Annotated in this window: 27 protein-coding genes; 20 read left to right on the top strand and 7 right to left on the bottom strand. The window is 72.1% G+C overall.

The genetic code is table 11. The features are described from left to right. From AAW14_RS28380 to AAW14_RS28370, 3 genes are all read right to left on the bottom strand, one after another. Positions 1-1,731 (bottom strand): fatty acyl-AMP ligase, encoded by a 1,731-nt coding sequence (locus AAW14_RS28380; protein ID WP_265566826.1) that lies wholly within the window; start codon positions 1,729-1,731, stop codon positions 1-3. Between the two features lie 127 nt (positions 1,732-1,858). After that, entirely contained in the window at positions 1,859-2,077 is a 219-nt protein-coding gene (locus AAW14_RS28375) for an acyl-CoA carboxylase epsilon subunit (RefSeq protein ID WP_265566825.1), read from the bottom strand. A gap of 92 nt (positions 2,078-2,169) precedes the next feature. After that, on the bottom strand, positions 2,170-2,847 hold the full coding sequence (locus AAW14_RS28370; RefSeq protein ID WP_265566823.1) for an antibiotic biosynthesis monooxygenase: 678 nt from the start codon (positions 2,845-2,847) through the stop codon (positions 2,170-2,172). Positions 2,848-3,068: 221 nt separating this feature from the next. Here AAW14_RS28370 and AAW14_RS28365 point away from each other — a divergent pair, with 221 nt between their 5' ends. From AAW14_RS28365 to AAW14_RS28320, 10 genes are all read left to right on the top strand, one after another. Continuing rightward, positions 3,069-3,269: a hypothetical protein gene (locus tag AAW14_RS28365; protein ID WP_265566822.1), complete on the top strand. Its 201-nt coding sequence runs from the start codon at positions 3,069-3,071 to the stop codon at positions 3,267-3,269. Positions 3,270-3,338: 69 nt separating this feature from the next. Further along, positions 3,339-5,093 carry an acyl-CoA dehydrogenase gene (locus AAW14_RS28360; RefSeq protein ID WP_265566820.1) on the top strand — a complete coding sequence of 585 codons (1,755 nt, stop codon included), beginning with the start codon at positions 3,339-3,341 and terminating at the stop codon, positions 5,091-5,093. Positions 5,094-5,118: 25 nt separating this feature from the next. Further along, the gene (locus AAW14_RS28355; RefSeq protein ID WP_265566819.1) at positions 5,119-5,463 is read left to right on the top strand and encodes an acyl carrier protein; all 345 of its coding nucleotides are present in this window, start codon (positions 5,119-5,121) and stop codon (positions 5,461-5,463) included. Beyond that, positions 5,463-6,245 (top strand): 4'-phosphopantetheinyl transferase family protein, encoded by a 783-nt coding sequence (locus AAW14_RS28350; protein ID WP_265566818.1) that lies wholly within the window; start codon positions 5,463-5,465, stop codon positions 6,243-6,245. The genes AAW14_RS28355 and AAW14_RS28350 overlap by 1 nt, the downstream gene beginning before the upstream one ends. A 72-nt stretch (positions 6,246-6,317) precedes the next feature. Continuing rightward, positions 6,318-7,091, top strand: coding sequence for a thioesterase II family protein (locus AAW14_RS28345; RefSeq protein WP_265566816.1), 774 nt, complete (start codon positions 6,318-6,320; stop codon positions 7,089-7,091). A 15-nt stretch (positions 7,092-7,106) separates the two neighbouring features. Next, on the top strand, positions 7,107-7,931 hold the full coding sequence (locus AAW14_RS28340; RefSeq protein ID WP_265566815.1) for an AfsR/SARP family transcriptional regulator: 825 nt from the start codon (positions 7,107-7,109) through the stop codon (positions 7,929-7,931). Between the two features lie 79 nt (positions 7,932-8,010). Continuing rightward, entirely contained in the window at positions 8,011-8,280 is a 270-nt protein-coding gene (locus tag AAW14_RS28335; RefSeq protein ID WP_265566813.1) for an acyl carrier protein, read from the top strand. Then, positions 8,277-9,050 carry an SDR family NAD(P)-dependent oxidoreductase gene (locus AAW14_RS28330; RefSeq protein ID WP_265566812.1) on the top strand — a complete coding sequence of 258 codons (774 nt, stop codon included), beginning with the start codon at positions 8,277-8,279 and terminating at the stop codon, positions 9,048-9,050. The genes AAW14_RS28335 and AAW14_RS28330 overlap by 4 nt, the downstream gene beginning before the upstream one ends. Further along, positions 9,050-9,439, top strand: coding sequence for a SchA/CurD-like domain-containing protein (locus AAW14_RS28325; protein WP_265566810.1), 390 nt, complete (start codon positions 9,050-9,052; stop codon positions 9,437-9,439). The genes AAW14_RS28330 and AAW14_RS28325 overlap by 1 nt, the downstream gene beginning before the upstream one ends. Next, positions 9,436-9,888, top strand: a complete 453-nt coding sequence (locus AAW14_RS28320; protein WP_265566809.1) for a DUF1772 domain-containing protein — start codon at positions 9,436-9,438, stop codon at positions 9,886-9,888. Before AAW14_RS28325 ends, AAW14_RS28320 begins: the two co-directional genes overlap by 4 nt. Before the next feature lie 77 nt (positions 9,889-9,965). Here the strand turns inward: AAW14_RS28320 and AAW14_RS28315 are convergent, their stop codons facing one another. Then, entirely contained in the window at positions 9,966-10,352 is a 387-nt protein-coding gene (locus AAW14_RS28315) for a SchA/CurD-like domain-containing protein (protein ID WP_265566808.1), read from the bottom strand. A 177-nt stretch (positions 10,353-10,529) separates the two neighbouring features. Between AAW14_RS28315 and AAW14_RS28310 the strand changes: the two genes are divergently transcribed. The 10 genes from AAW14_RS28310 to AAW14_RS28265 all read left to right on the top strand — a co-directional run bounded on the left by AAW14_RS28310 (position 10,530) and on the right by AAW14_RS28265 (position 17,218). Beyond that, a complete protein-coding gene (locus tag AAW14_RS28310; protein ID WP_265566806.1) occupies positions 10,530-10,865 on the top strand; it encodes a TcmI family type II polyketide cyclase in 336 nt (111 codons plus the stop codon). A 55-nt stretch (positions 10,866-10,920) separates the two neighbouring features. Further along, complete coding sequence (locus AAW14_RS28305) at positions 10,921-11,355, top strand: cupin domain-containing protein (RefSeq protein WP_265566804.1); 435 nt, start codon at positions 10,921-10,923, stop codon at positions 11,353-11,355. After that, the gene (locus tag AAW14_RS28300) at positions 11,352-12,641 is read left to right on the top strand and encodes a beta-ketoacyl-[acyl-carrier-protein] synthase family protein (RefSeq protein WP_265566803.1); all 1,290 of its coding nucleotides are present in this window, start codon (positions 11,352-11,354) and stop codon (positions 12,639-12,641) included. The genes AAW14_RS28305 and AAW14_RS28300 overlap by 4 nt, the downstream gene beginning before the upstream one ends. Beyond that, positions 12,638-13,870 (top strand): ketosynthase chain-length factor, encoded by a 1,233-nt coding sequence (locus AAW14_RS28295; RefSeq protein ID WP_265566801.1) that lies wholly within the window; start codon positions 12,638-12,640, stop codon positions 13,868-13,870. The genes AAW14_RS28300 and AAW14_RS28295 overlap by 4 nt, the downstream gene beginning before the upstream one ends. Positions 13,871-13,899: 29 nt before the next feature. Then, positions 13,900-14,364, top strand: a complete 465-nt coding sequence (locus tag AAW14_RS28290; RefSeq protein ID WP_265566800.1) for an SRPBCC family protein — start codon at positions 13,900-13,902, stop codon at positions 14,362-14,364. A 10-nt stretch (positions 14,365-14,374) separates the two neighbouring features. Next, positions 14,375-14,830, top strand: coding sequence for an anthrone oxygenase family protein (locus AAW14_RS28285; RefSeq protein ID WP_265566799.1), 456 nt, complete (start codon positions 14,375-14,377; stop codon positions 14,828-14,830). A 118-nt stretch (positions 14,831-14,948) separates the two neighbouring features. Beyond that, positions 14,949-15,701 carry an SDR family NAD(P)-dependent oxidoreductase gene (locus tag AAW14_RS28280; protein ID WP_265566797.1) on the top strand — a complete coding sequence of 251 codons (753 nt, stop codon included), beginning with the start codon at positions 14,949-14,951 and terminating at the stop codon, positions 15,699-15,701. Then, entirely contained in the window at positions 15,701-16,021 is a 321-nt protein-coding gene (locus AAW14_RS28275) for an antibiotic biosynthesis monooxygenase family protein (protein WP_265566795.1), read from the top strand. Before AAW14_RS28280 ends, AAW14_RS28275 begins: the two co-directional genes overlap by 1 nt. Beyond that, positions 16,011-16,322: an antibiotic biosynthesis monooxygenase family protein gene (locus AAW14_RS28270; RefSeq protein WP_265566793.1), complete on the top strand. Its 312-nt coding sequence runs from the start codon at positions 16,011-16,013 to the stop codon at positions 16,320-16,322. Before AAW14_RS28275 ends, AAW14_RS28270 begins: the two co-directional genes overlap by 11 nt. 32 nt (positions 16,323-16,354) lie before the next feature. Beyond that, on the top strand, positions 16,355-17,218 hold the full coding sequence (locus tag AAW14_RS28265) for an NAD(P)-dependent oxidoreductase (protein ID WP_265566792.1): 864 nt from the start codon (positions 16,355-16,357) through the stop codon (positions 17,216-17,218). Positions 17,219-17,290: 72 nt separating this feature from the next. Here the strand turns inward: AAW14_RS28265 and AAW14_RS28260 are convergent, their stop codons facing one another. From AAW14_RS28260 to AAW14_RS28250, 3 genes are all read right to left on the bottom strand, one after another. Continuing rightward, positions 17,291-18,835: an FAD-dependent monooxygenase gene (locus tag AAW14_RS28260; RefSeq protein ID WP_265566791.1), complete on the bottom strand. Its 1,545-nt coding sequence runs from the start codon at positions 18,833-18,835 to the stop codon at positions 17,291-17,293. Further along, on the bottom strand, positions 18,832-19,722 hold the full coding sequence (metF, locus tag AAW14_RS28255; protein WP_265566790.1) for a methylenetetrahydrofolate reductase [NAD(P)H]: 891 nt from the start codon (positions 19,720-19,722) through the stop codon (positions 18,832-18,834). Before metF ends, AAW14_RS28260 begins: the two co-directional genes overlap by 4 nt. A 15-nt stretch (positions 19,723-19,737) precedes the next feature. After that, on the bottom strand, positions 19,738-19,915 hold a 178-nt coding region (locus AAW14_RS28250), incomplete at its 5' end, for an adenosylhomocysteinase (protein WP_265566906.1).

Genomic DNA, 19,915 nt, shown 5'->3' with positions numbered 1-19,915 from the left:
TCACACGGCGAGTACGGTCGCGAGGTCGCTGTCGAGCCGCTGGTGCAGCGGCCGGATCCGACCGCCCAGGAACAGCTCCCGCATCGCGGAGCGCTCCACCTTGCCGCTGGTCGTGCGGCGCACCGTGCCGGGGCGGACCAGCAGCACGCCGCCGACCCGGACGTCGAACTCCTCGGCGAGACATCGCTCCACCTGGGCGGCGAGGGCGTCGAGGTCCAGATCGAAGCTGCTGCGGGTGCGCAGTTCCTGGACGACCACGACCCGCTCCCGCTCGCCCGGCACGCCGAAGGCCGTACCGGGCCCGAAGAGCGCGCTCACGCGCTGCACCGTGCGTTCCACGTCCTGCGGGTAGACGTTCCGCCCTGCCACCACGATGACGTCCTTGAGGCGTCCGGTGACATAGAGCCTTCCATCGCACAGCGCACCGAGGTCGCCGGTGCGCAGGAAGCCACGTTCGCCGTCACTCGTCACGGCGTGGAACGCCCGGGCGGTCTGGCCCGGGTCCCGCCAGTAGCCGCGGGCCACCGCGGCGCCTCGGACCCATATCTCTCCGATCCGTCCCTCCGGCAGCACGGCCGCAGTCTCGGGGGCGACGATCCGGACGTCGCATCCGGCGGCCGGCCCGCAGGACGACAGCCGGCGCACCGGCCGGCCCGGTACGGGCTCGTGCCATTGGTTCCGCTCGAGCGCCTCGGCGTCGACCGTGCGCTCCTGGCTCGCCTCCGCGTTCCTGCCGCCGGAGACCAGCAGAGTGGCCTCGGCCAGCCCGTAGCAGGGCACGAAGGCCTCGGCCCGGAACCCGGCGGGGGCGAAGCGTTCGCCGAAGGCCTGCAGCGTCTCGGCCCGGACGCTCTCGCCGCCGGAGACGGCCGTCCGCCAGCCGGACAGGTCGAGCCCGGCCAGCTGCTCATCGGTGATCCGGCGTACGCACAGGTCATAGGCGAAGTCCGGGGCACCGCTGGCGGTGATCCCGTGCCGGCTGATGGCCTCCAGCCAGCGCACCGGATACCTGACGAACGCTTCGGCGGACAGCATCACCGAGGTGCCGCCGAGCCACAGCGGGTGCAGCAGCTGCCCGACGAGGCCGAGGTCGTGGTGCAGCGGCAGCCAGCCGCCCAGCCGCGCACCCGGCTCGGTGCCCAGCGCCTCGTGGATCGCCCGCTGGTTGGCCAGCAGATTCGCGTGGGTGACGACGACACCGCGCGGGTGGCCGGTGGATCCGGAGGTGTACTGGAGGTAGGTGACCGTGTCGGGGGACAGCTCTGGCGGATTCCAGGGTTCGGCGGCGGGCACCACGTCGGCCGGCAGACAGGGTGTGCTTCCGTGTCCGCACTGGGCCAGCAGCCGTGACGTCTCGGGGGCGAGGGCGGCGTCGGTGAGCGCGACGCAGGGCGCGGTGTCCCGGACGATCCCGGCGATGCGCTCCGCGTGGTGGGCTCGTCCGGCGCCCGGCGGAGCGGGCACGGCGACGGCGCCGGCGTACAGGCACGCCAGGAAGCTCACGGCGAAACGGTGGCGGGACCGGTGCATGAGCAGCACCCGCTGGCCCGCGGCGCCGTGGCTCTGCAGCCATCCGGCGAGCCGGCGCGCCGACGCGTCCAGGCAGCGGTAGGAGACCGCTTCCGGTCTCGTGCGCTCCGCGTTGTCCGGCAGCAGGAGCAGGGCCTCACGGTCCGGGTGTGCCGCGCTCCGCGCCAGCATGAGCTCGGTGAACGTACGGTATTCGGTCAACGCGTCCCCCTCGCAGGTGTTTCTCGGCGCCGTCGCGGAACGCGGAACGTCCCGGAACAGCGGTGTGCGGGCCCGGCCCGAGCCCGCTGCCCGCCCTGCCGTCCGGACCGGCCGGGAGGCCGACGGCTCACGGAGCCGACCAGGACACCGCGGGACGCTGACGGAACCGGGCCGCGTGCCAGGAGGCTCGGCGCGGCGCCTCGGCACCCCGGACCGGAGCGGCCGTGTCCGCGCCCGCTGCGGACTGCCCGGAAAGGCGCAGCGCCGCCAGCACCGCCGCCAGGGCGGCCAGCTCTGTGTCGTCCGGATGCCCACGGAGCACGGTGAAGAAGGTGTGTTCGGGCATGTCGCCAGCGTGTTCCACCCGACTCGAACGTCGGTCGGAATCCGCCTGCGGGTGACTGGAGTCCTACGGCCGCCCGCTCGGGACGTGCGGAGTCAGGCGTCCTCTCGGACGAACTGCGCGCCTTCGAAGGTGAGTTGGGAAGTCAGGCGCTGAAGGCGGCGACGGCACCGAAGGAAGTGGTCGCCCTGCACGGCGTCTTCGCAGGACTGCGCACTGCTCCACCAGATGAGGCCGTGGTAGACGCGTGGATCGAGGGTGGACCGCAGCAGCAGACCGCCCCCGAACCCGGGGTCGTGGAGGAACGTGCCCACCAGCTCGCCGAACTGCATCTCGAAGGCGGCTGACGAGCCGGCCAGCACGGCCCCGATCAGCAAGGCGTGCGCAGCTTCGGCCAAGGCGAGTCCGGCCGCCATCAGCCCGACCGTCACCGCCTGTCCGGGCGTGACCTCGGCCAGCCGGCCGAGCTGGTGGAAGCGGGCGCAGACGGCGTCCGCGTGAATCGCGTCGACCAGCTGCTCGGAGGTCTGCCAGCAGCCGAGAAGCAGATAGGCGCCCGGACGGTCCAGGGATCGCAGGACCACCTGGTGCCGCAGTCCCTTCCGCGTGCTGTGGGACAACACCAGCCTGTCGAGTTCGGCTTCGAAGTCCGCGGCGTCGTGCCCGTCGCCGAGTACGAACTCATGTACAGAGGTGACCTGCTGGTCCCGGTCTCCGCGCATACCGGCCGGACGCGGCTCCCGCGCCCTCCCGCTCGCGGTCTTCCGCGTCACTGCGCACCTTCCCTTCGGGCCTGACGGTCGCACCGGAACCTGAGAGTCCTTCCGCACAGCTGACCAAGGAACGCTCGAGGCGGACTCGAGTCGGCGGCCCAACAGGGCGGCGGCGCCCTGTCCCGGTCCCGCTCCGAGGGTTCCTTGAGGCCCGGTTGAGCGTCGGTTGCGAGGCTGCCTCCATCGAGTGTCACGAAGGGATCTGATGTGCCATGCCGAGCATGAACGACAACCTCGGACCGAACCCCTCCGGCCCGCTGCGCAGTGTGCTGCGTCCGGTGCTCCACGCCTTGGTGGCGTACGGCTGGATGTGGATACCGGGCCTGCCTCCGCGGGAGCTCTTCGGCAGTTCCTGGCCGTACGAGAACGCGGGCCCGGCGCGTGTCGAAGAGCGTGCCACGGCCACCTTGAGCCGCCCTTGACCGACCGGGGCACAGCGGAGGAACGGGGACTGCGGAGCCGCACAGGAAGGGAGGTCGGAGGTGATGGCCATGGCGGCGGACACCACTCCGGGGCACGGGTACGCCCAAACAGCCGAGACCGGCGTGCAGGAGCGCATCGCCCGGCTCGAGCACGGCTTCGGGGACCTGGACGATCCGGGAAACCCGCTGGGAGCCGAGCAGTTCGTGCGGGCCGACGGTGAGCGGCGGATGCTGCCGGCGGCGGAACAACTGCTCGAGGACTTCGGGTTCAACGCCGAGTTCGTGCCCGAGGAACTGGGCGGCCGACTGCGGCGCCTGGACGCCCTGGTGCGGGTGATGCGGACGGTGTTCCGGCGGGACGCGGCCCTGGGACTGGGGTACGGGATGAGCACGTACTTGGCGGCGGTGGTCGTGTGGTCCGGGGGCTCCGTACACCAACGACGGCGTACGGCGGACCTGTTGCTCTCCGGTGGCCGCATGGCGTGCGCCTACCCCCAACCGGCCGAGGGCAACGACTTCCTCCACAACGGATTCACCGCGGTCCCCGACGGTGACGGATACCTCCTCAGTGGCCGGAAGGAGGCGCTCAACAACGCCGCGCGGGCGGCCTCACTGCTGTTGTTCGCGCGCGTGGGCCGGTCCGGGCCGGATGCCCACAGCGCCTTCCTCATCGACACCCCCCAGTCCGGCACCCCCGGGTTCCGGCTGCTGCCCCGCAGGTCCACCACCGGCATTCGCGGATGTCTGGTGCACGGCCTGGAGTTCACCCGGTACCGGGTGAGCGACCGGGAACTGCTCGGTGCCGAGCCGGACGGGGCGGAGCTGGCCGCGCGCGCCTTTCCCGTCACCCGCGCGGCCGGCCCGTCGATGGCACTGGGCTGCGCGGACACGGCGCTGCGCACCGCGGTCGCCTTCGCCCGCTCCCACCGTTCGCGCAGCCGGGCCTCGTTGCGCATGCCCCGCACCCGGGCGGCGCTCCTGGACGCGTTCAGCGATCTGCTGATGTGCGACGCGCTGGCGCTGGTGGCCACCCGGGCGGTGCATCTGCTGCCGCGCGAGAGCGCCACGCTGAGCGCGGTGGTGAAGTACCTGCTGCCCATGTTCCTCACCGAGACGCTGTACGACCTGTCGATCGTGCTCGGCGCGGAGTCGTACGCGCGTCAGGGCGCGTACGCCGCCTTCCAGAAGTCGGTGCGGGACCTGCCGATGATCGGTCTCGGCCCGGTGGGCAGCGAGGCGAGCCGGGCGGCCATCGCCGCCCATCTTCTCCGGCTGCCCGCACTACGGGGCCCGGACAGTGGTCCGGCCGGTGCCGCGCTGTTCCAGCCGTTCGAACCCGGGCTGCCCGACGTACGGCCCTGGGAGTTCACCCTGCCCGCGGAGGGGGACTCCCTCGTGGGCGGCCTGGAGGCCTCCGTGGAGCATGCGCGGGCACCGGGCGGGGGCGAACTGGAGCGGGCGCTGGCCGGATACGCCGACGCGCTCGGCACCGAGCTGGACCGGCTCCGGCACGACTGCGCGGCCCTGGTCAGCCGCCGCGGCGGTCGCCCCGAACCCCGGGTGTACGCGCTGGCCGACCGGTACTCGCTGATCGCCGCGGGCGCCGCCTGTCTGGGCGTGTGGCGCCACCACACCGCCTCCGGCGACGACCTGCTGGCCGGCCCGGCCTGGGCGGTGATGGCACTGGCGCGGGTGCTGCGCAGGCTCGACCCGGCGACCCCCAGACCGCCCCGGCTCGGCGAGGAACAACTGCTCTCCGAGCTGGTGGACCGATTCGACGACGCCCGCAGCTACGACCTGTACGCCACCCTGATCGGCCGATGAGCGCCGCCGAGGAGGAACAAGAACCATGACCCGCCCCACTCTCCCACCCCCCGTACTCCCCTGGGCCGGCCCTCCTGCCACCCGCCCGGCGGGTGACCGGGCGGACGCCCCGGTCCCCGCGACGCTGCGTGCCGTGAGGGAGGAGGTGGCCCGGGTGCTCGGGCAGCCGTCGCAGGAGCTGACCCCCGAACTGCGGCTCGAGGACGACCTCGACGTCGACTCGGTGATGCTCATCGAGATGAAGTGCTGCCTGGAGCACCGGTACCCGGAGCTGGCAGAGGTTTCCCTGGCGGACGTGTTCCTGGGCTGCGGCACCCTCGGCGACCTCGCGGACCGGCTCACGGAGCTCGTCGGTCTGCCGGTGGGCTGATGCGTCCGTGGCTGTGCCGCGGTCCCGGCGCCTCCTGGGATCCGGTGCGGGAGCAGGTCCGCTCCTCGGGGGCGTCCGTCATCTACGCGGCGATCTCCGACTGGCTCCCCGACGACCTCGGCGACGACCGGCTGGCGGCGGTTCTGGGGCGTGACCACGCCCGGCTCGGACGCATCACAAAGCCGCAGGCCCTACGGCGGTTCGTGGCGTCCCGGCTGCTGCTGAAGTCGGCGGCGGGCGCGGTCCTGGGCACCGCTCCGGAGGAACTGGAGCTGGCGTACAAGCCCGGCGGCCGCCCGTACCTGCGCGGCATCGACCAGCTGGATGTGAGCCTGAGCCACACCGAGGAGCTGCTGGTGGTCGGGCTGACCCGGCACAGCAGGATCGGCGTGGACATCGAACTCGCCGACCGGCGGATGCTGGGCCTGGGCACGGAGCGCCAGGTGTGCACCCCATACGAACTCGAGGCCCTGCAGCAGGTGGTGGAGGAGCTGCGCAACGGCGAACTCGTGCGGCTGTGGACGCTCAAAGAGGCGTACAGCAAGGCGATCGGCCAAGGGCTGCGGTTCCGGTTCACCGAGTTCGGCTTCAGCCCGCGGGACAGGCAGGTACAGCTGCTGCGCCCGGACGGCTCCCCCGTCGCGGGCGGGGAGTGGTCGTTCACCAGCTGGCTGGTCGCCGGCCGCTACATGGTGAGCGCCGCCGTCCACGACCCCGGCTTCGGCGGCCGGCCCCACACCGGTGACGCACCCTTCGTACCACGACTCTCGACCGCTCGTTGAGCGCTCTTCCAGAGGGTGCGGTGACGCTCGAGGCCGTCTCCCAGGTCTGCGTTGGGACGGAAAGGGGATCCCGTGCCTCGTTTTCTCGCTGCGCGATGGCCCGCCGACGGATCGGCGCGCAGACTTCTGTGCTTCCACCACGCGGGCGCGGGCGCCATGGCCTTCGCCGGGTGGCGGCAGCGGGTCGGCCCGGGCGTCGCGGTCGTCCCGGTTCGACTGCCCGGCCGGGAGTCCCTGCGGCGCGAGGCACCGATCACCGACGCCGACCGGCTCCTCGTGGAGCTGACGCAGGATCTGGGGCCGCTCCTGGACGGGCCGTACGGCTTGTACGGTCACAGCCTGGGAGCGCTGGTGGCCTACCGGTTGGCCCGGCACCTCGTCGAGACGGGGCACCGGGCGCCGGCACTGGTGGCGGTCGGCGCCTGCCCGGCACCGCACCTGCCCTCACCGCTGCTGGCGGCGGGGACGGCCCGGAACCTCACCGACGCGCAGCTGGCGGGTCTGCTCACCGACGACGCGAGCGTGCCGGAGGCGCTGCTCGCCCGCCGTGACTGGCTGCGCGCCACGCTCGGCACCCTCCGGGCGGACCTGCGGCTCGCGGCAGGCCTGCGCACGGCTGAACCGGCCCCCCTGCCCTGCCCGTTGTGGGCGTTCGCGGGGCGGGACGACCCGATGGTGAGCGTCGCGCAGGTTGCTGCCTGGGAGCGCTGCACCAGCTCGGGGTTCCACCTCAGGACCGTCGCCGGCGGTCACTTCTTCGTCCGCGACCGCGAGGTGCCGGCGGCCGTCGGGGCAGCGCTGCACAGCGCCGTGCCCGCGCCCCCACCGGCTGAAACGTACTTCTAGGAAGGGGATCCGCGGATGGACATCAGCGCACTGGGGCCGTTCAGGGCGATTCAGTCGGGGGTGTCGGTGACACCCACCGCCGTCAAGCCCCGCAAGGTGCTCGCCCTGCTCGCCCTGCAAGCCAACCAGTTGGTCTCGGTCTCCTCGTTGGTGGAGGAGGTCTGGGGGGAATCGCCGCCGCGCAGCGTCCAGACCACCCTGCAGACCTACATACTGCAGCTGCGCACTCTCATCTCCGGCGCGCTCGGCGAGGACCGTGCCGGCCTGCCGAACGGCGCGAAGAGCGTCCTGGTCACCGAGCCCGGCGGCTATCTGCTCGACACCCAGGGCGGGTTGGTCGACGTCCAGGAGTACGAGGCGCTGGCCTCGGCCGGCCATCGGACACTGGAGCAGGGCGACTGGGCCGCAACCTCGGACTACCTGGGCCGGGCGCTCGCCCTGTGGCACGGCCGGGCCCTGGTCGACGTGCAGTGCGGCCCCCTGCTGGAGGTGGAGGCCACCCGCCTTGAGGAGTCACGGATGAGCGTGCTTCACGGGCGAATCGAGGCGGACCTGAGGCTGGGTCGCCACCATGAGCTCATCGGCGAACTCTCCGGACTCGCCGCCCGCTACCCGCTGCACGAAGGCATCCACGGCCAGCTGATGGTGGCCCTGTACCGCGCCGGACGCCGGGGGGACGCCCTCAACGCCTACCGGCAGTTGCGGGCCGCGCTCGGCCAGCACCTCGGCCTCGATCCCTCGCCCGGCATCGAGAACCTCCAGCGGGCGGTGCTCGACTCCTCCCCCCTGCTCGACCTGGACGGCTCCCTGCCGCTCGGGCGGCTGGCCCGGGTCGGCTGACGGTCCGGCCCGGCCTCCCTGTCCCGTTCCCCACCGTGAACACCGGCCCTGGGTCGGCCTGCGAAAGGAAGAACGAACGATGAGCGACATCACCCTTGCGGAACTCAGCGCGCTGCTGCTGGAGTGCGTCGGAGCGCCGGAGGAGGGCATGAGCCTCGACGGTGAGGAGGCCCTCGACACGCCGTTCCTGGAGTTCGGCTACGACTCCCTGGCGCTGCTCCAGGTCACCGGCGTGATCGAGCGCCGCCACGGCATCATGCTGTCCGACGACGCCGTGGCGGAGGCCGAGACACCGCGGCTGCTGCTGAACCTCATCAAGGAGGCCCCGCGCGCCGGAGCGGTCCGGTGACCGCTCCCGCCCCCCTGTCCCCCGGCCCCGCCGGCACGGGCTTCACCGGCCGGCGTGTGGTGGTCACCGGCGGCACCCGCGGCATCGGCCGGGCGATCGCGCTGGCCTTCGCCCGGTCCGGCGCCCGGCTGGCCGTCGTGCACCGCACCGACGGCGAACCGGCCCGCCGCCTCGCCGAGGAACTGACCGCCGCCGGCGGCGAGTCACCCGTACTGGTGCGGGCCGACGTCACCGAGCCGGCGGGCGCCCGGCTGGTGGCGGACGCGGTGCGCGAGCACCTCGGCGGTGTCGACGTGCTGGTCAACAACGTCGGTGTGGACGGCCACGCCAAGTTCGAGGACCTGGACCAGGCGGAGTGGCACCGGGTGCTGAACCACAACACCACCTCGGTCTACCAGGTCACCCACGCGCTGGTGGGCCTGCTCGCCGAGGGCGCCTCGGTGGTCAACGTGGGCGCCTCCGTGGCGCTGCGCGGCCGGCCGCTCGGCGTGCACTACAGCGCCTCCAAGGCCGCCCTGGTCGGGTTCACCCGGGCCCTCGCCAAGGAGCTGGGGGGCCGGGGAGTACGGGTCAACACCGTGGCTCCCGGTGTGACCGAGACCGAACCGGGGGCCGGCCTGCCGGCTCCGGTTGCCGAGCGCATCGCGGGCATGACGGCGCTCGGCCGCCTCGGCCGTCCCGAGGACGTGGCCGGGGCGGTCCTGTATCTCGCCGGGGACGCGGCCGCGTACGTCACCGGTGTCACTCTCGACGTCGACGGAGGAATCTGATGCCCTACGCCGCCATCACCTATCGCGTGAAGCCGGGTCACGAGGACCGGATCGCGGAGATCTTCGCGGGCTTCCAGCGGGTGAGCACGCCGGACTTCGCCGGGGAGTCCGGGGACCGGGCCGGCCGCCTGCTCGGCACGGCCGTGTTCGTCAAGGACGAAGTGCTGGTGCGGATCATCCACTACGAGGGCGACTTCTCGGCCGTCGCCCGCCACATGGCCGCGCAGAAGGGGGTGCACATCCTGGAGGAGAAGCTGGCTCCGTTCCTGGCCGAGCAGCGGGACACCACCAGCACGCAGGATTTCGTCCAGTACTTCCGCAACGCGACGATGCGCTCGATCTCCCAGCTGACCGTCGACACCCATCCCTCGGCGGCCAAGGCGTCATGACCGCGCTGCTCGCGGTCATCGCGCTGCTCGGCGGCGGCATCACCGCGGGGGTGCTGTTCGCCGTGGCTCTGAGTGTGGTGCCCGCCCTGTTCGCGATGGACACGGGCACCTATGTGTACGCGCACCGGCTGCTGGGCCGGAACTGGGATCCCACGATGCCGGTCATCGTGCTCGGCAGTGCGGTCGCCGACGGCGCGCTCGCCGCACTGACGAGCGGTTCCGCGCGGGTGCTGTTCATCGTCGCCACCGTGCTCCTCGTCGGCGTGTCGACGGTGTCCCATCTGTGCAACGTGCCCATCAACCGGCGGGTCAAGGCCGTCCTGGACCCGACGGCGCTGCCGGCGGACTGGCAGGATCCGCGGCCCCTGTGGCGCCGCTGGCACCTGCTGCGGACGACCCTGGCCGTGCTGGCCCTGGCCGTGACGGCGGCTGCCGTCACGGCTTCCTGAGGGCAGGGCACACACGCAACGCCTCCGGCCCTTCCGCGCACCGAATGTGCGGAAGGGCCGGAGGCGTGCTGGGGCGGTCAGGACTGGGGGGCGGGCTCCCGATCCCGTACGGAGACCTCCGCGACGGTCTTCAGGAGGCTGCGCTTGAAGGTCGCCACGAAGCCCTCCGGCGTGTCGGTGTCCCGGGGCCGGCTCAGGTACGGCTTGAGCTTGCGCTCGACCTCGCGTACGCCCGGCTGGTTCGCCATGAACCGGGCGACCGCCTCCAGGTCGCCGGTGTACTCGATGACGCGGACCAGCGTGTCGTCCCGCAGGAAGACCGCGGTGGCCAGGATGGTTCCGGCGCTGCGGCCCTGGGCGTCGAAGACGTTGCTGCCGCGTACCCGTTTGAAGTTCCCGAAGATCTCGGCGAGTTCCTTCTCGTGGCCGGGCTTGATGTCGTAGGTGATCGCCGCAAACGGCATGGGACGGCTCCTTGTCGCTCCGGGGTGTGTGTCCCAGCCCAGCCGATCCGGCTCGGGGACGCCTCGAACTGCCGTCCAGCCGCGGCCGGGAATTCAGGTGTCTTCGAGCGGCTCTCCAGACGCCGGTGCGACCGTCCGGATCCGATGCCGACAGAGGCTTTTCCCGGGAGGTTCGCCGTGCACCGCACCCTGATCGTGGCCCGTCTGCGGCCCGACAAGACCGACGACATCGCCAAGATCTTCGCCGAGTCCGACGCCACGGACCTCCCGCACATGATCGGGGTCTCGCGTCGCACCCTCTTCCGCTTCCACGGGCTCTACTTCCACCTGGTCGAGGCCGACGAGGACATCTCCCCCAACCTCTACCGGGCGCGCAGCCACCCGCTCTACGAGGACATCAACACCCGGCTCGCGGAGTGCGTCGAGCCCTACGACCCGAACTGGAAGGAGCCCAAGGACGCGATGGCCGAGCCCTTTTACGTCTGGACGAAGGACAAGGGGCGCATCCAGTGACACCCCGTGTGTCACACGGCCCCCTCGCAGCTTCCGCAGGAAGGAACGTGCACCCATGACCACCGCCATCACCCGGACCGTGAAGGTCTCCGCCGACGAGGTCGCGCCCAACACCAAACGCGGCGGCGACATCCGCGTCACCCTGAGCCCCCGCACCGTCAGCTGCACCTCGGGCTTCGGCGGCGTACTGACGCTGGAGCCCGGCGACTTCGTCACCGAGCATTACCACCCGTACTCCGAGGAGTTCCTGCACGTCGTCAGCGGCGAGCTGAGCATGACGATGGACGGCGAGCCGATCGCGCTCACCGCCGGCGACTCGCTGCTGGTGCCCATCGGGGTGCGCCACCGTCTGGTCAACACCGGTGAGACCACGGCTTCGCTGGCCTTCCATCTGTCGCCGCTGGCGCCGCGGCCCGAACTGGGGCACGTGGACACCGAGCAGGCGCAGCGTCCCGACGAGGCCAACCCGGACGTGGGCGGGGCGTCGTGAGCCGACGTGCCGTCATCACCGGTGTCGGCGCCGTGGTACCGGGCGGGGTCGGCCGGGAGGCGTTCTGGGAGCTGCTGGCCGAGGGGCGCACCGCCACCCGGCGCATCACCCTGTTCGACCCGGCCCTCTTCCGCTCCCAGGTCGCCGCGGAGGTCGACTTCGACCCGATCGCCGCGGGCCTGGAGCCGCGGCAGGTGCGGCGGATGGACCGCGCCGCCCAGTTCGCCGTGGTCTCCGCCCGTGAGGCGGTCCTCGACAGCGGGCTGGAATTCGCCGACCTGGAGCCCGAACGGGTCGCGGTGAGCATCGGCAGCGCCGTGGGCTGCACCATGGGCCTGGAGGAGGAGTACGTCATCCTCAGCGACCGCGGCCGCAAGTGGCTGGTCGACCACGAGTACGGCGTGCCGCACCTGTACGGCTACATGGTGCCGAGCACACTGGCCGCCGAGGTCGCGTGGGAAGTGGGCGCCGAGGGCCCGGTAGCGCTGGTGTCCACCGGATGCACCTCCGGCCTGGACTCCATCGCGCACGCCGTCCAGCTCATCGAGGAGGGCAGCGCGGACGTCGCCCTGGCCGGCGCCACCGACGCCCCGCTGTCCCCGATCACCTCGGCCTGCTTCGACGCGATCAAGGCGACGACCCCGCACAACAGCGACCCCGAGCACGCCTCGCGGCCCTTCGACCGGGACCGGGACGGCTTTGTGCTCGCCGAGGGGTCGGCGGTGCTGGTGCTGGAGGAACGCGAGGCCGCCGAGCGGCGCGGCGCCCGGATCTACGCCGAGGTCGCCGGCTATGCCGGCCGCAGCAACGCCTACCACATGACCGGACTGAAGCCCGACGGGCGGGAGATGGCGGAAGCCATCGGGGTCTCCCTGGACCAGGCCCGGCTGAACCCCACGGACGTCGGCTACGTCAACGCACACGGTTCCGGCACCAAGCAGAACGACCGGCACGAGACCGCCGCGTTCAAGCGCAGCCTGGGCGCGCACGCCTACGACATCCCGGTGAGCTCGATCAAGTCCATGGTGGGCCACTCCCTGGGCGCGATCGGCTCCATCGAGGTGGCGGCCTGCGCCCTCGCCCTCGACCGGCAGGTCGTCCCGCCGACCGCGAACCTGCACAACGCGGACCCGCAGTGCGACCTGGACTACGTGCCGCGCACCGCGCGTGAGCACGCGATGGACGTGGTGCTGAGCGTGGGCAGCGGCTTCGGCGGCTTCCAGACCGCGATGCTGCTGGCGCGCCCCGGCTCGGCGGCCGCCGCGGCCGGAAGGAGCGGGACATGACCGTCAGCACCCCCGCCGGGGCGCCGGTGATCACCGGTATCGGCGTCGCCGCGCCGACGGGCCTCGGCACGGAGGCCCACTGGTCGGCAACCCTGGCCGGCAAACCGGCGATCGGCCGGCTCACCCGGTTCGACCCGTCCGGGTATCCGGTGCAACTCGCGGGCGAGGTACCGGGCTTCGACGCCGCCACCGCCGTACGGCCGAACCGGCTGGTCTCCCAGACCGACCACTGGACGCATCTGGCGTTCGCCGCCGCCGAGGAGGCCCTCGCGGACGCGGGCGTCGACCCGGCCGGACTGCCCGAGTACGAGATGGCCGTCGTCACCTCCTCGTCCTCGGGCGGCACGGAGTTCGGGCAGAAGGAGATGACGGCGCTGTACCAGCACGACCCGTCCTGGGTCGGCGCCTATCAGTCGATCGCCTGGTTCTACGCGGCCACCACCGGCCAGCTGTCGATCAGGCACGGAATGCGCGGACCGTGCGGTGTGCTGGCCTGTGAGCAGGCCGGCGGGCTCGACGCGATCGCCCAGGCCCGCAGGCTCACCGACCGGGGCGCCCGGCTGGTGCTCACCGGCGGCACGGACGCCTCGCTGTGCCCGTACGGCCTGACCGCGCAGCTGAGCACCGGGAAGCTGTCCACGGCCACCGACCCGGAACGGGCCTACCTGCCGTTCGACGCCGAGGCGCGCGGCCATGTGCCCGGCGAGGGCGGGGCGATCCTCGTGCTGGAGAGTGCCGGGGCCGCCGAGGCCCGCGGTGCTCTGCCGGGCTACGGACGGGTGCTCGGCCACGCCGCCGGCTTCGACCCGCCGGCCGGCTCGGGGCGGCCCCGGGTACTGCGCCGGGTCGCCGAACAGGCGCTGCGTTCGGCCCGGTTGGCCCCGGGGGACATCGACGTGGTGTTCGCCGACGCTGCCGGACTGCCCGCCGACGACCGTGACGAGGCGGAGGCGATCACGGCCGTCTTCGGGCCGTCGGCGGTGCCCGTGACGGCACCGAAGACGCTCACCGGCCGGCTCTACGGCGGCGGCGCACCCCTCGACGTGGCGACGGCGTTGCTCGCGCTGCGCGACGGTGTGGTCCCGCCCACCGTCGGCACCCGGCGGCCCGCCCCGGGGCTGCAGATCGACCTGGTGACCGGCGCGCCCCGGGAGCTGCCGCTGCGGCACGCCCTGGTGCTGGCGCGCGGCCACGGGGGCTTCACCTCGGCCCTGGTGCTGGGCCGCTGACCGCGACGACAACGCAAGGAGCACTCACGATGGCTGGACACACCGACAACCACATCGTCATCGACGCGCCCATGGACGTGGTGTGGCGGATGACCAACGACGTTCCCAACTGGCCCGGACTGTTCAGCGAGTACGCCTCCGCCGAGGTGCTCGAGCACGACGGCGACACCGTGGTCTTCCGTCTGACGATGCACCCGGACGAGGACGGACAGATCTGGAGCTGGGTGTCCCGGCGGACCGCCGATGCACAGAGCCGTACCGTGCACGCGGAGCGGGTGGAGACCGGTCCGTTCGAGTACATGAAGATCTACTGGGAGTACACGCAGGAGCCGGGCGGTGGTGTCCGGATGCGCTGGGTCCAGGACTTCCACATGAAGCCCCAGGCCCCGGCCACGGACGAGGCGATGACCGAGCACCTCAACCGCAACACCAAGGTGCAGATGGCCCTGATCAAGGAAAAGGTCGAGGCCGCCGCACGTTCGGCCGTCCGCTGAGGAGGAGCTCGTGCTGGCCCTGCTCACTCCCCTGGTGCTGCTGCTGAACGGGCTGGCGGCCGGGGTGCTGTTCGGCACGCAGCTTGGCGGCTTCCCCTATCTGGCCTCCCTGCCCGTCGACCGGTACGTACACGCCCACGCGTTCTTCGGCACCCGCTACGACCCGGCGATGCCGCTGTGCCTCGTCGGCACGGTCGGCTGCGACGTGGGCCTGGCGTTCCTGGCGCCGGAGCCGGCCGCGCGGGCGGCGTTCGCCGTGGCCGGCGCGCTCGCCACGGCCACGGCCGTCATCTCGGTCACGCGCAACGCCCCAGTCAACCGGTGGATGCGCACCCTCGACCCGGACAACCTGCCGGCGGACTTCACGGACCCGCGCCGCTCCTGGGGCGCCTGGAACCGTCGGCGCAGCCTGCTGACCATCGCCGCTCTGGTGGTGAACTGCGCGGCCCTGAGCGCACTGCTCTGACGACCCGTCCCTTCCGTACGCACTGCTCTGACGACCCGTCCCTTCCGTACCTCCTGTTTCGCTTCCCGCTCCACCCACCTGCTCGTACGTCACTGTCGCGTCCACCCGCGGAGGAATCATGGATCTCGCACTGCAGGGCAAGAAGGCCCTGGTCACCGGCGGCACCCGAGGCGTCGGCCGAGGCGTCGTCCTCGCCCTGGCCCGGGCCGGTGTCGACGTCGTCACCTGCTACCAGCGCGAGAGCGACTACGTCGCCTCCCTGGAGGCCGAGCTGAAGGAGACCGGCGGTGACCACGCAGTGGTGCGCGCCGACCTGACCGAACCGTCCGACGTCGCCGGCCTGCTGGAGCAGGTCAAGGACCGTCACGGGCGGCTCGACCTCCTCGTCAACAACGCCGGCGCGATCAGCCACATCCCGTACGCCGAGCTGCCGCTGGAGGAGTTCCAGCGCATCTTCACCACCAATGTCACCGGCGCCCACCTGGTGATCCAGAACGCCCTGCCGCTGCTCGGCGCGGGTTCGTCGGTGGTCAGCATCGGCTCCCGGGCCGTGGAGGCCGGCATCCCGCTGCGCGCCCACTACACCGCGACCAAGGCGGCGCTGGTGGGCCTGAACCGCTCGCTCGCCAAGGAGTTCGGCCCCAAGGGCATACGGTTCAACGTCATCGCCCTCGGGGTCATCGAGACCGAGAACTTCCACGCCCTGCCCGAGGAGCAGCGCACCCTCATGGCCGAGCGCTACGGAGCGAAGACCGCCCTCGGCCGGCTCGGCACTCCGGACGAGGTGGCGGGCGCGGTGCTCTGGCTCGCCAGCGACCTTTCCCGGTATGTCACCGGCAACGTCATCGGCGTCGACGGGGGGATCTCCTGATGACCTTCCGGGTGATGCTCCGTATGGAGATAGAGCCGGGCCGGGAGACCGACTTCGAGCGCGTCTGGCGCGAGGGCAGCGACGCCGTGACCGGCCACCCGGCCAGCCTCGGCCAGTCCCTGTCCCGCTCCACCGGCGAGGAGAGCACCTACTACATCGTCAGCGACTGGGTGGACGAGAAGCAGTTCCGGGAGTTCGAGAACAGCCCCGCTCACCTCGAGCACCGCGCGACACTGCACCCGTTCCGCCGCAACGGCTCGTTCCACACCATGGAACTGGTCGAGCGCATCGAGGGCAGGGCGGTCGGCCGTGCCGGCTGAGGTCCGCGTCCTCGTCTACCAGGCCGCGTACGACGACGAGCAGCTCGCCGCGGTCCGGGCCGCCTACCACCGGGTCAGCGAACGGATGGCGGGCGTGCCCGGACTACTGGGCAACGAGTTGCTGCGCAACCCGGCGGATCCCACCGCGCTCGCGGTGATGAGCCGGTGGGAGTCCATGGCCGCCTTCCTGAAGTGGGAGCAGGGCACGGACCACCGTCAGGACACCGCGCCCCTGCGGCCGTACCGGGACACGCGCACCGTCGCGCCGTTCGCCGTGTTCGAGGTGGACGCCGCGTACTGAGGCGCGCCCCGTAACGAAGGAGAAGAGTTGTCATGGACCACCGTCAACTGGCGTTCATCGGCCTCGGAGCCATGGGCAGCGGGATGGCGCACAGGCTGCTGGAGGGCGACTACCGGCTCACCGTGTTCAACCGGACCGCCGAGAAGGCGGATCCTTTGGTGCGGGCCGGAGCTCGTGGCGCCGACTCGCCGGAGCAGGCCGCCGAGGGGCACGGGGTCGTCGTGCTGAGCCTCAGCCACGAACAGGCCGTCGAAGAGGTGCTGTTCGGACGGGTCGTCCCCGTGCTGGAGCCCGGGTCGCTCGTCGTCGACACCTCCACCGTCTCCCCCGGCTATGCCCGGGAGGCGGCTCGGCGGCTGGCCGAGAAGGGACTGCGGCGCGTCGAGGCGTGTGTGGTGGGCAATCCCCTCCAGGCCCGAAAGGGCGAACTGCGGGTGTTCGTCTCGGGGGCCGAGGAAGACCTGGACGAGGTCCGGCCCGTGCTGGAGGCGATCGGCACCCAGGTGGTACACCTGGGCGCACCGGGCACGGCGACGAGCCTGAAACTCATCCTGAACCTCCTGCTCGGCGCCCAGGTCGCCTCGATGGCCGAAGCGGTTGCCTACGGGGTCGCCGCCGGCCTCGACCGGGACCGGGTCATCTCGGCCATCGCGGAGTCCGGGTTCGCCTCCGTGGTGATGCGTTTCCGGGCCGGCCTGATGCTGAAGGGGTCGTACGAACCGGCCTTCTTCCGCTCGGACCTGATGGAGAAGGACATCCGGATCGCCACGCAGGCCGCCCTTGAAAGCGGGCTGGAACTGCCAGTGCTGGACGTGGTGCGAGAGCGGTTCGCGGCGGTGGTGGCGGCCGGGGACGGTGCGAAGGACGCGTCCGTCATCGTCGAACACCACAAGTAGTACGGAACTCGGGCGCCCTTCCCCCCTTGTGCCGCCGGGGGGAGGGCGCCTTGCCGTCCGTTCCGTCGCCCGTCAGGGGTGCAGTACGTCGGCCAGGGCGCCGGCCACGGCCGCCGTGGGTGCCGGCACGGCTGTCCGGGACCGCCAGGTCACATACCCGTCGGGGCGGACCAGGACCGCGCCGTCGGGCGTGATGCCGTACGCGGCGCACGCCTTGGTGCCGGGGAGTGCGTGAACGTCGAGGGGCAGCCGTTGCACGGCCGGGCGCCAGCCGCTGTCGGCCGGTTCCGGCCCGGTGAGCAGGACGAAACGGGGGCCGAAGAGATCGAGCACGGAACCGTCCGCTCCGGCAGTGGGCCACGGCACGTGCGGGGCCCGGGTGCCGGGACGGCCGTCCGGGAGGTCGGCCCAGCGGCCGGTGCCGGAGGCGTAGTCGGAGCCGAACCAGACCACCGCGTCGGGCCGGATCCGCGGGTCGGGCCGCGCGCCCGGCGTCTCGTTCAGACGTTGGCGGTCCCGGTTGCGCAGCACGGCCTGCTGGACGGTGGCCGCCGCGGCGGGCCGCCGCTCGCCGTCGTAGGTGTCAAGGAGCGCATCGGACGCCTGCCCGGCACGGACCGCGGCCAGCTTCCAGGCGAGGTTGTGCGCCTCGAGGATGCCGGTGTTCGCCCCGAAGGAGCCGGTGGGCGGCATGACATGGGCCGCGTCCCCGAGCAGCAGGATGCGGCCTTCCCGGAACCGGGCGGCCACCCGCGCCGACGCCTCCCACGGGGCAATGCCCAGGATGTCGACGTCCAGCTCCGGGACGCCCGCCGCGGCGCGCACGAGTTTGCGGCACCGCTCGGCGGAGGGGCGCGCGTCGTCGTCGGGGCCGAGGACGAGGTGGAGCAGCCAGAAGGAGCGGTTGTCCAGCGGCATCAGCCCCGCGCTGACGTGCTCGTTGCGGATGTACGCCATGATGAAGCGGCGGCCGTTCAGCGCCGCCGACAGGTCCGCGCGGAAGTGGATGTTGACGAACCTGCCGAACGGCCCGCTCCCCTCGAACGGCATGCCCAGCCGCTCCCGGACACCGCTGCGCGCGCCGTCCGCCGCGATCAGATGGCTCGCCCGCACGGTCTCGCCGGTGCCGTCGGCGGTGTGCTTCAAGGTCACCTCCACGCCGCGGTCGTCCTGACGGAAGTCGGTCATCTCGACGCCGTGTTCCACCCGGGCGCCCAATTCCAGTGCCCGCGCCCGCAGGATGGGCTCCACCTCGGCCTGGTGGCACTGGCACCACCCCGTGGGCGACAGCCCTCCCACCTTCCGCTGCGCGCCCATGAAGTAGCCGGCGTCGAGCCGGGCGAGCTCCCGGTCGGCGAGCGACGTCGTGGTGATGACGGTGTCGTTGCGCGCCAGCGCCACCGCGGACGGCGCGGCCCGTATGGTCTCCTCCACGCCGAGCCGGCGCATGACCTCCATGGCCCGGGGGTGGAGTCCCCGGGCCCGGGGGTGCCGGGACTGGGACGGCCGCCGGTCGACGACCCGCACGGGCACTCCGTGCCAGGCCAGCAGGGCGCCGGCCGCCAGACCGGTGAGCCCCGCCCCCACCACCAGCACCGGCGGATCCGTGTCGCTCACGCCGCCTCCCGTTGCCCCGCAAGACCGAGGCCCTGGTAGATCTCCAGGGTCGCGGTGGACTGGTTCAGCGTGATGAAGTGCAGTCCGGGCGCGCCCTCGGCGAGCAGCCGCTCGCACATGTCCGCCGCGTACTCCACACCGATCCGGCGTACGGCCTCGGGGTCGTCCTCGACGGCGTGGAGCCGCGCGGCCAGCCGCGGCGGGAAGACGGCGTTGCTCAGCTGTGCCATCCGCTCGACCTGGCGGACCTGTGTGACGGGCATGATCCCGGGGATCACCGGTATGTCGCAGCCGTGCGCGTGCAGCCGGTCACGCAACCTCAGGTAGTCCTCCACCTGGAAGAACATCTGGGTGATCGCGTAGCCGGCCCCTGCCTCGCACTTGCGGCGGAAGTACCGGATCTCGCTCTCCCAGTCGGCGGAGCGCGGATGGCGTTCCGGGAACGCGGCCACACCGACGCCGAAGTCACCGCATGAGCGGACGAGGCGCACCAATTCGTCGGCGTGGTCGAGGCCTTCGGGATGCCGCCGCCATTCGCCCTGCGGGTCACCGGGCGGGTCCCCGCGCAGCGCGAGGATGTCGCGGACGCCCGCCTCCGCGTACGACCCGATGACATGGCGCAGCTCGGCCACCGAGTGCTGGACGGCGGTCAGGTGCGCCACCGGGGTGAGGGTGGTCTCCCGGGCGATGCGCCGGGTCGTCTCGACGGTGCGGTCCCGGGAGGATCCGCCGGCGCCGTAGGTCACCGAGACGAAGGTGGGCTGGAGCGGTTCGAGCCGGCGGATCGACTCCCACAGTCGGTGTGCGCCCTTCTCGGTCTTGGCCGGGAAGAACTCGAAGGAGTAGGACCTCAGGCCGGCGGCGAGCAGATCGCAGACGCGTGGCACGGCTCACCTCCCGGGTCAGTAGCGGTAGTGGTCGGACTTGTACGGGCCCTCGACCTCGACGCCGATGTACGCGGCCTGCTCGGGGCGGAGCTCGGTGAGCTTCACACCGAGGGCGTCCAGGTGGAGCCGGGCGACCTTCTCGTCGAGGTGCTTGGGCAGCGTGTACACACCGGTCGGGTACACATCGGGCTTG

The organism is Streptomyces hygroscopicus (assembly GCF_026168105.1).
GTDB lineage: Bacteria > Actinomycetota > Actinomycetes > Streptomycetales > Streptomycetaceae > Streptomyces > Streptomyces hygroscopicus_D.
This window is presented reverse-complemented; position numbering and strand designations above follow the sequence as displayed.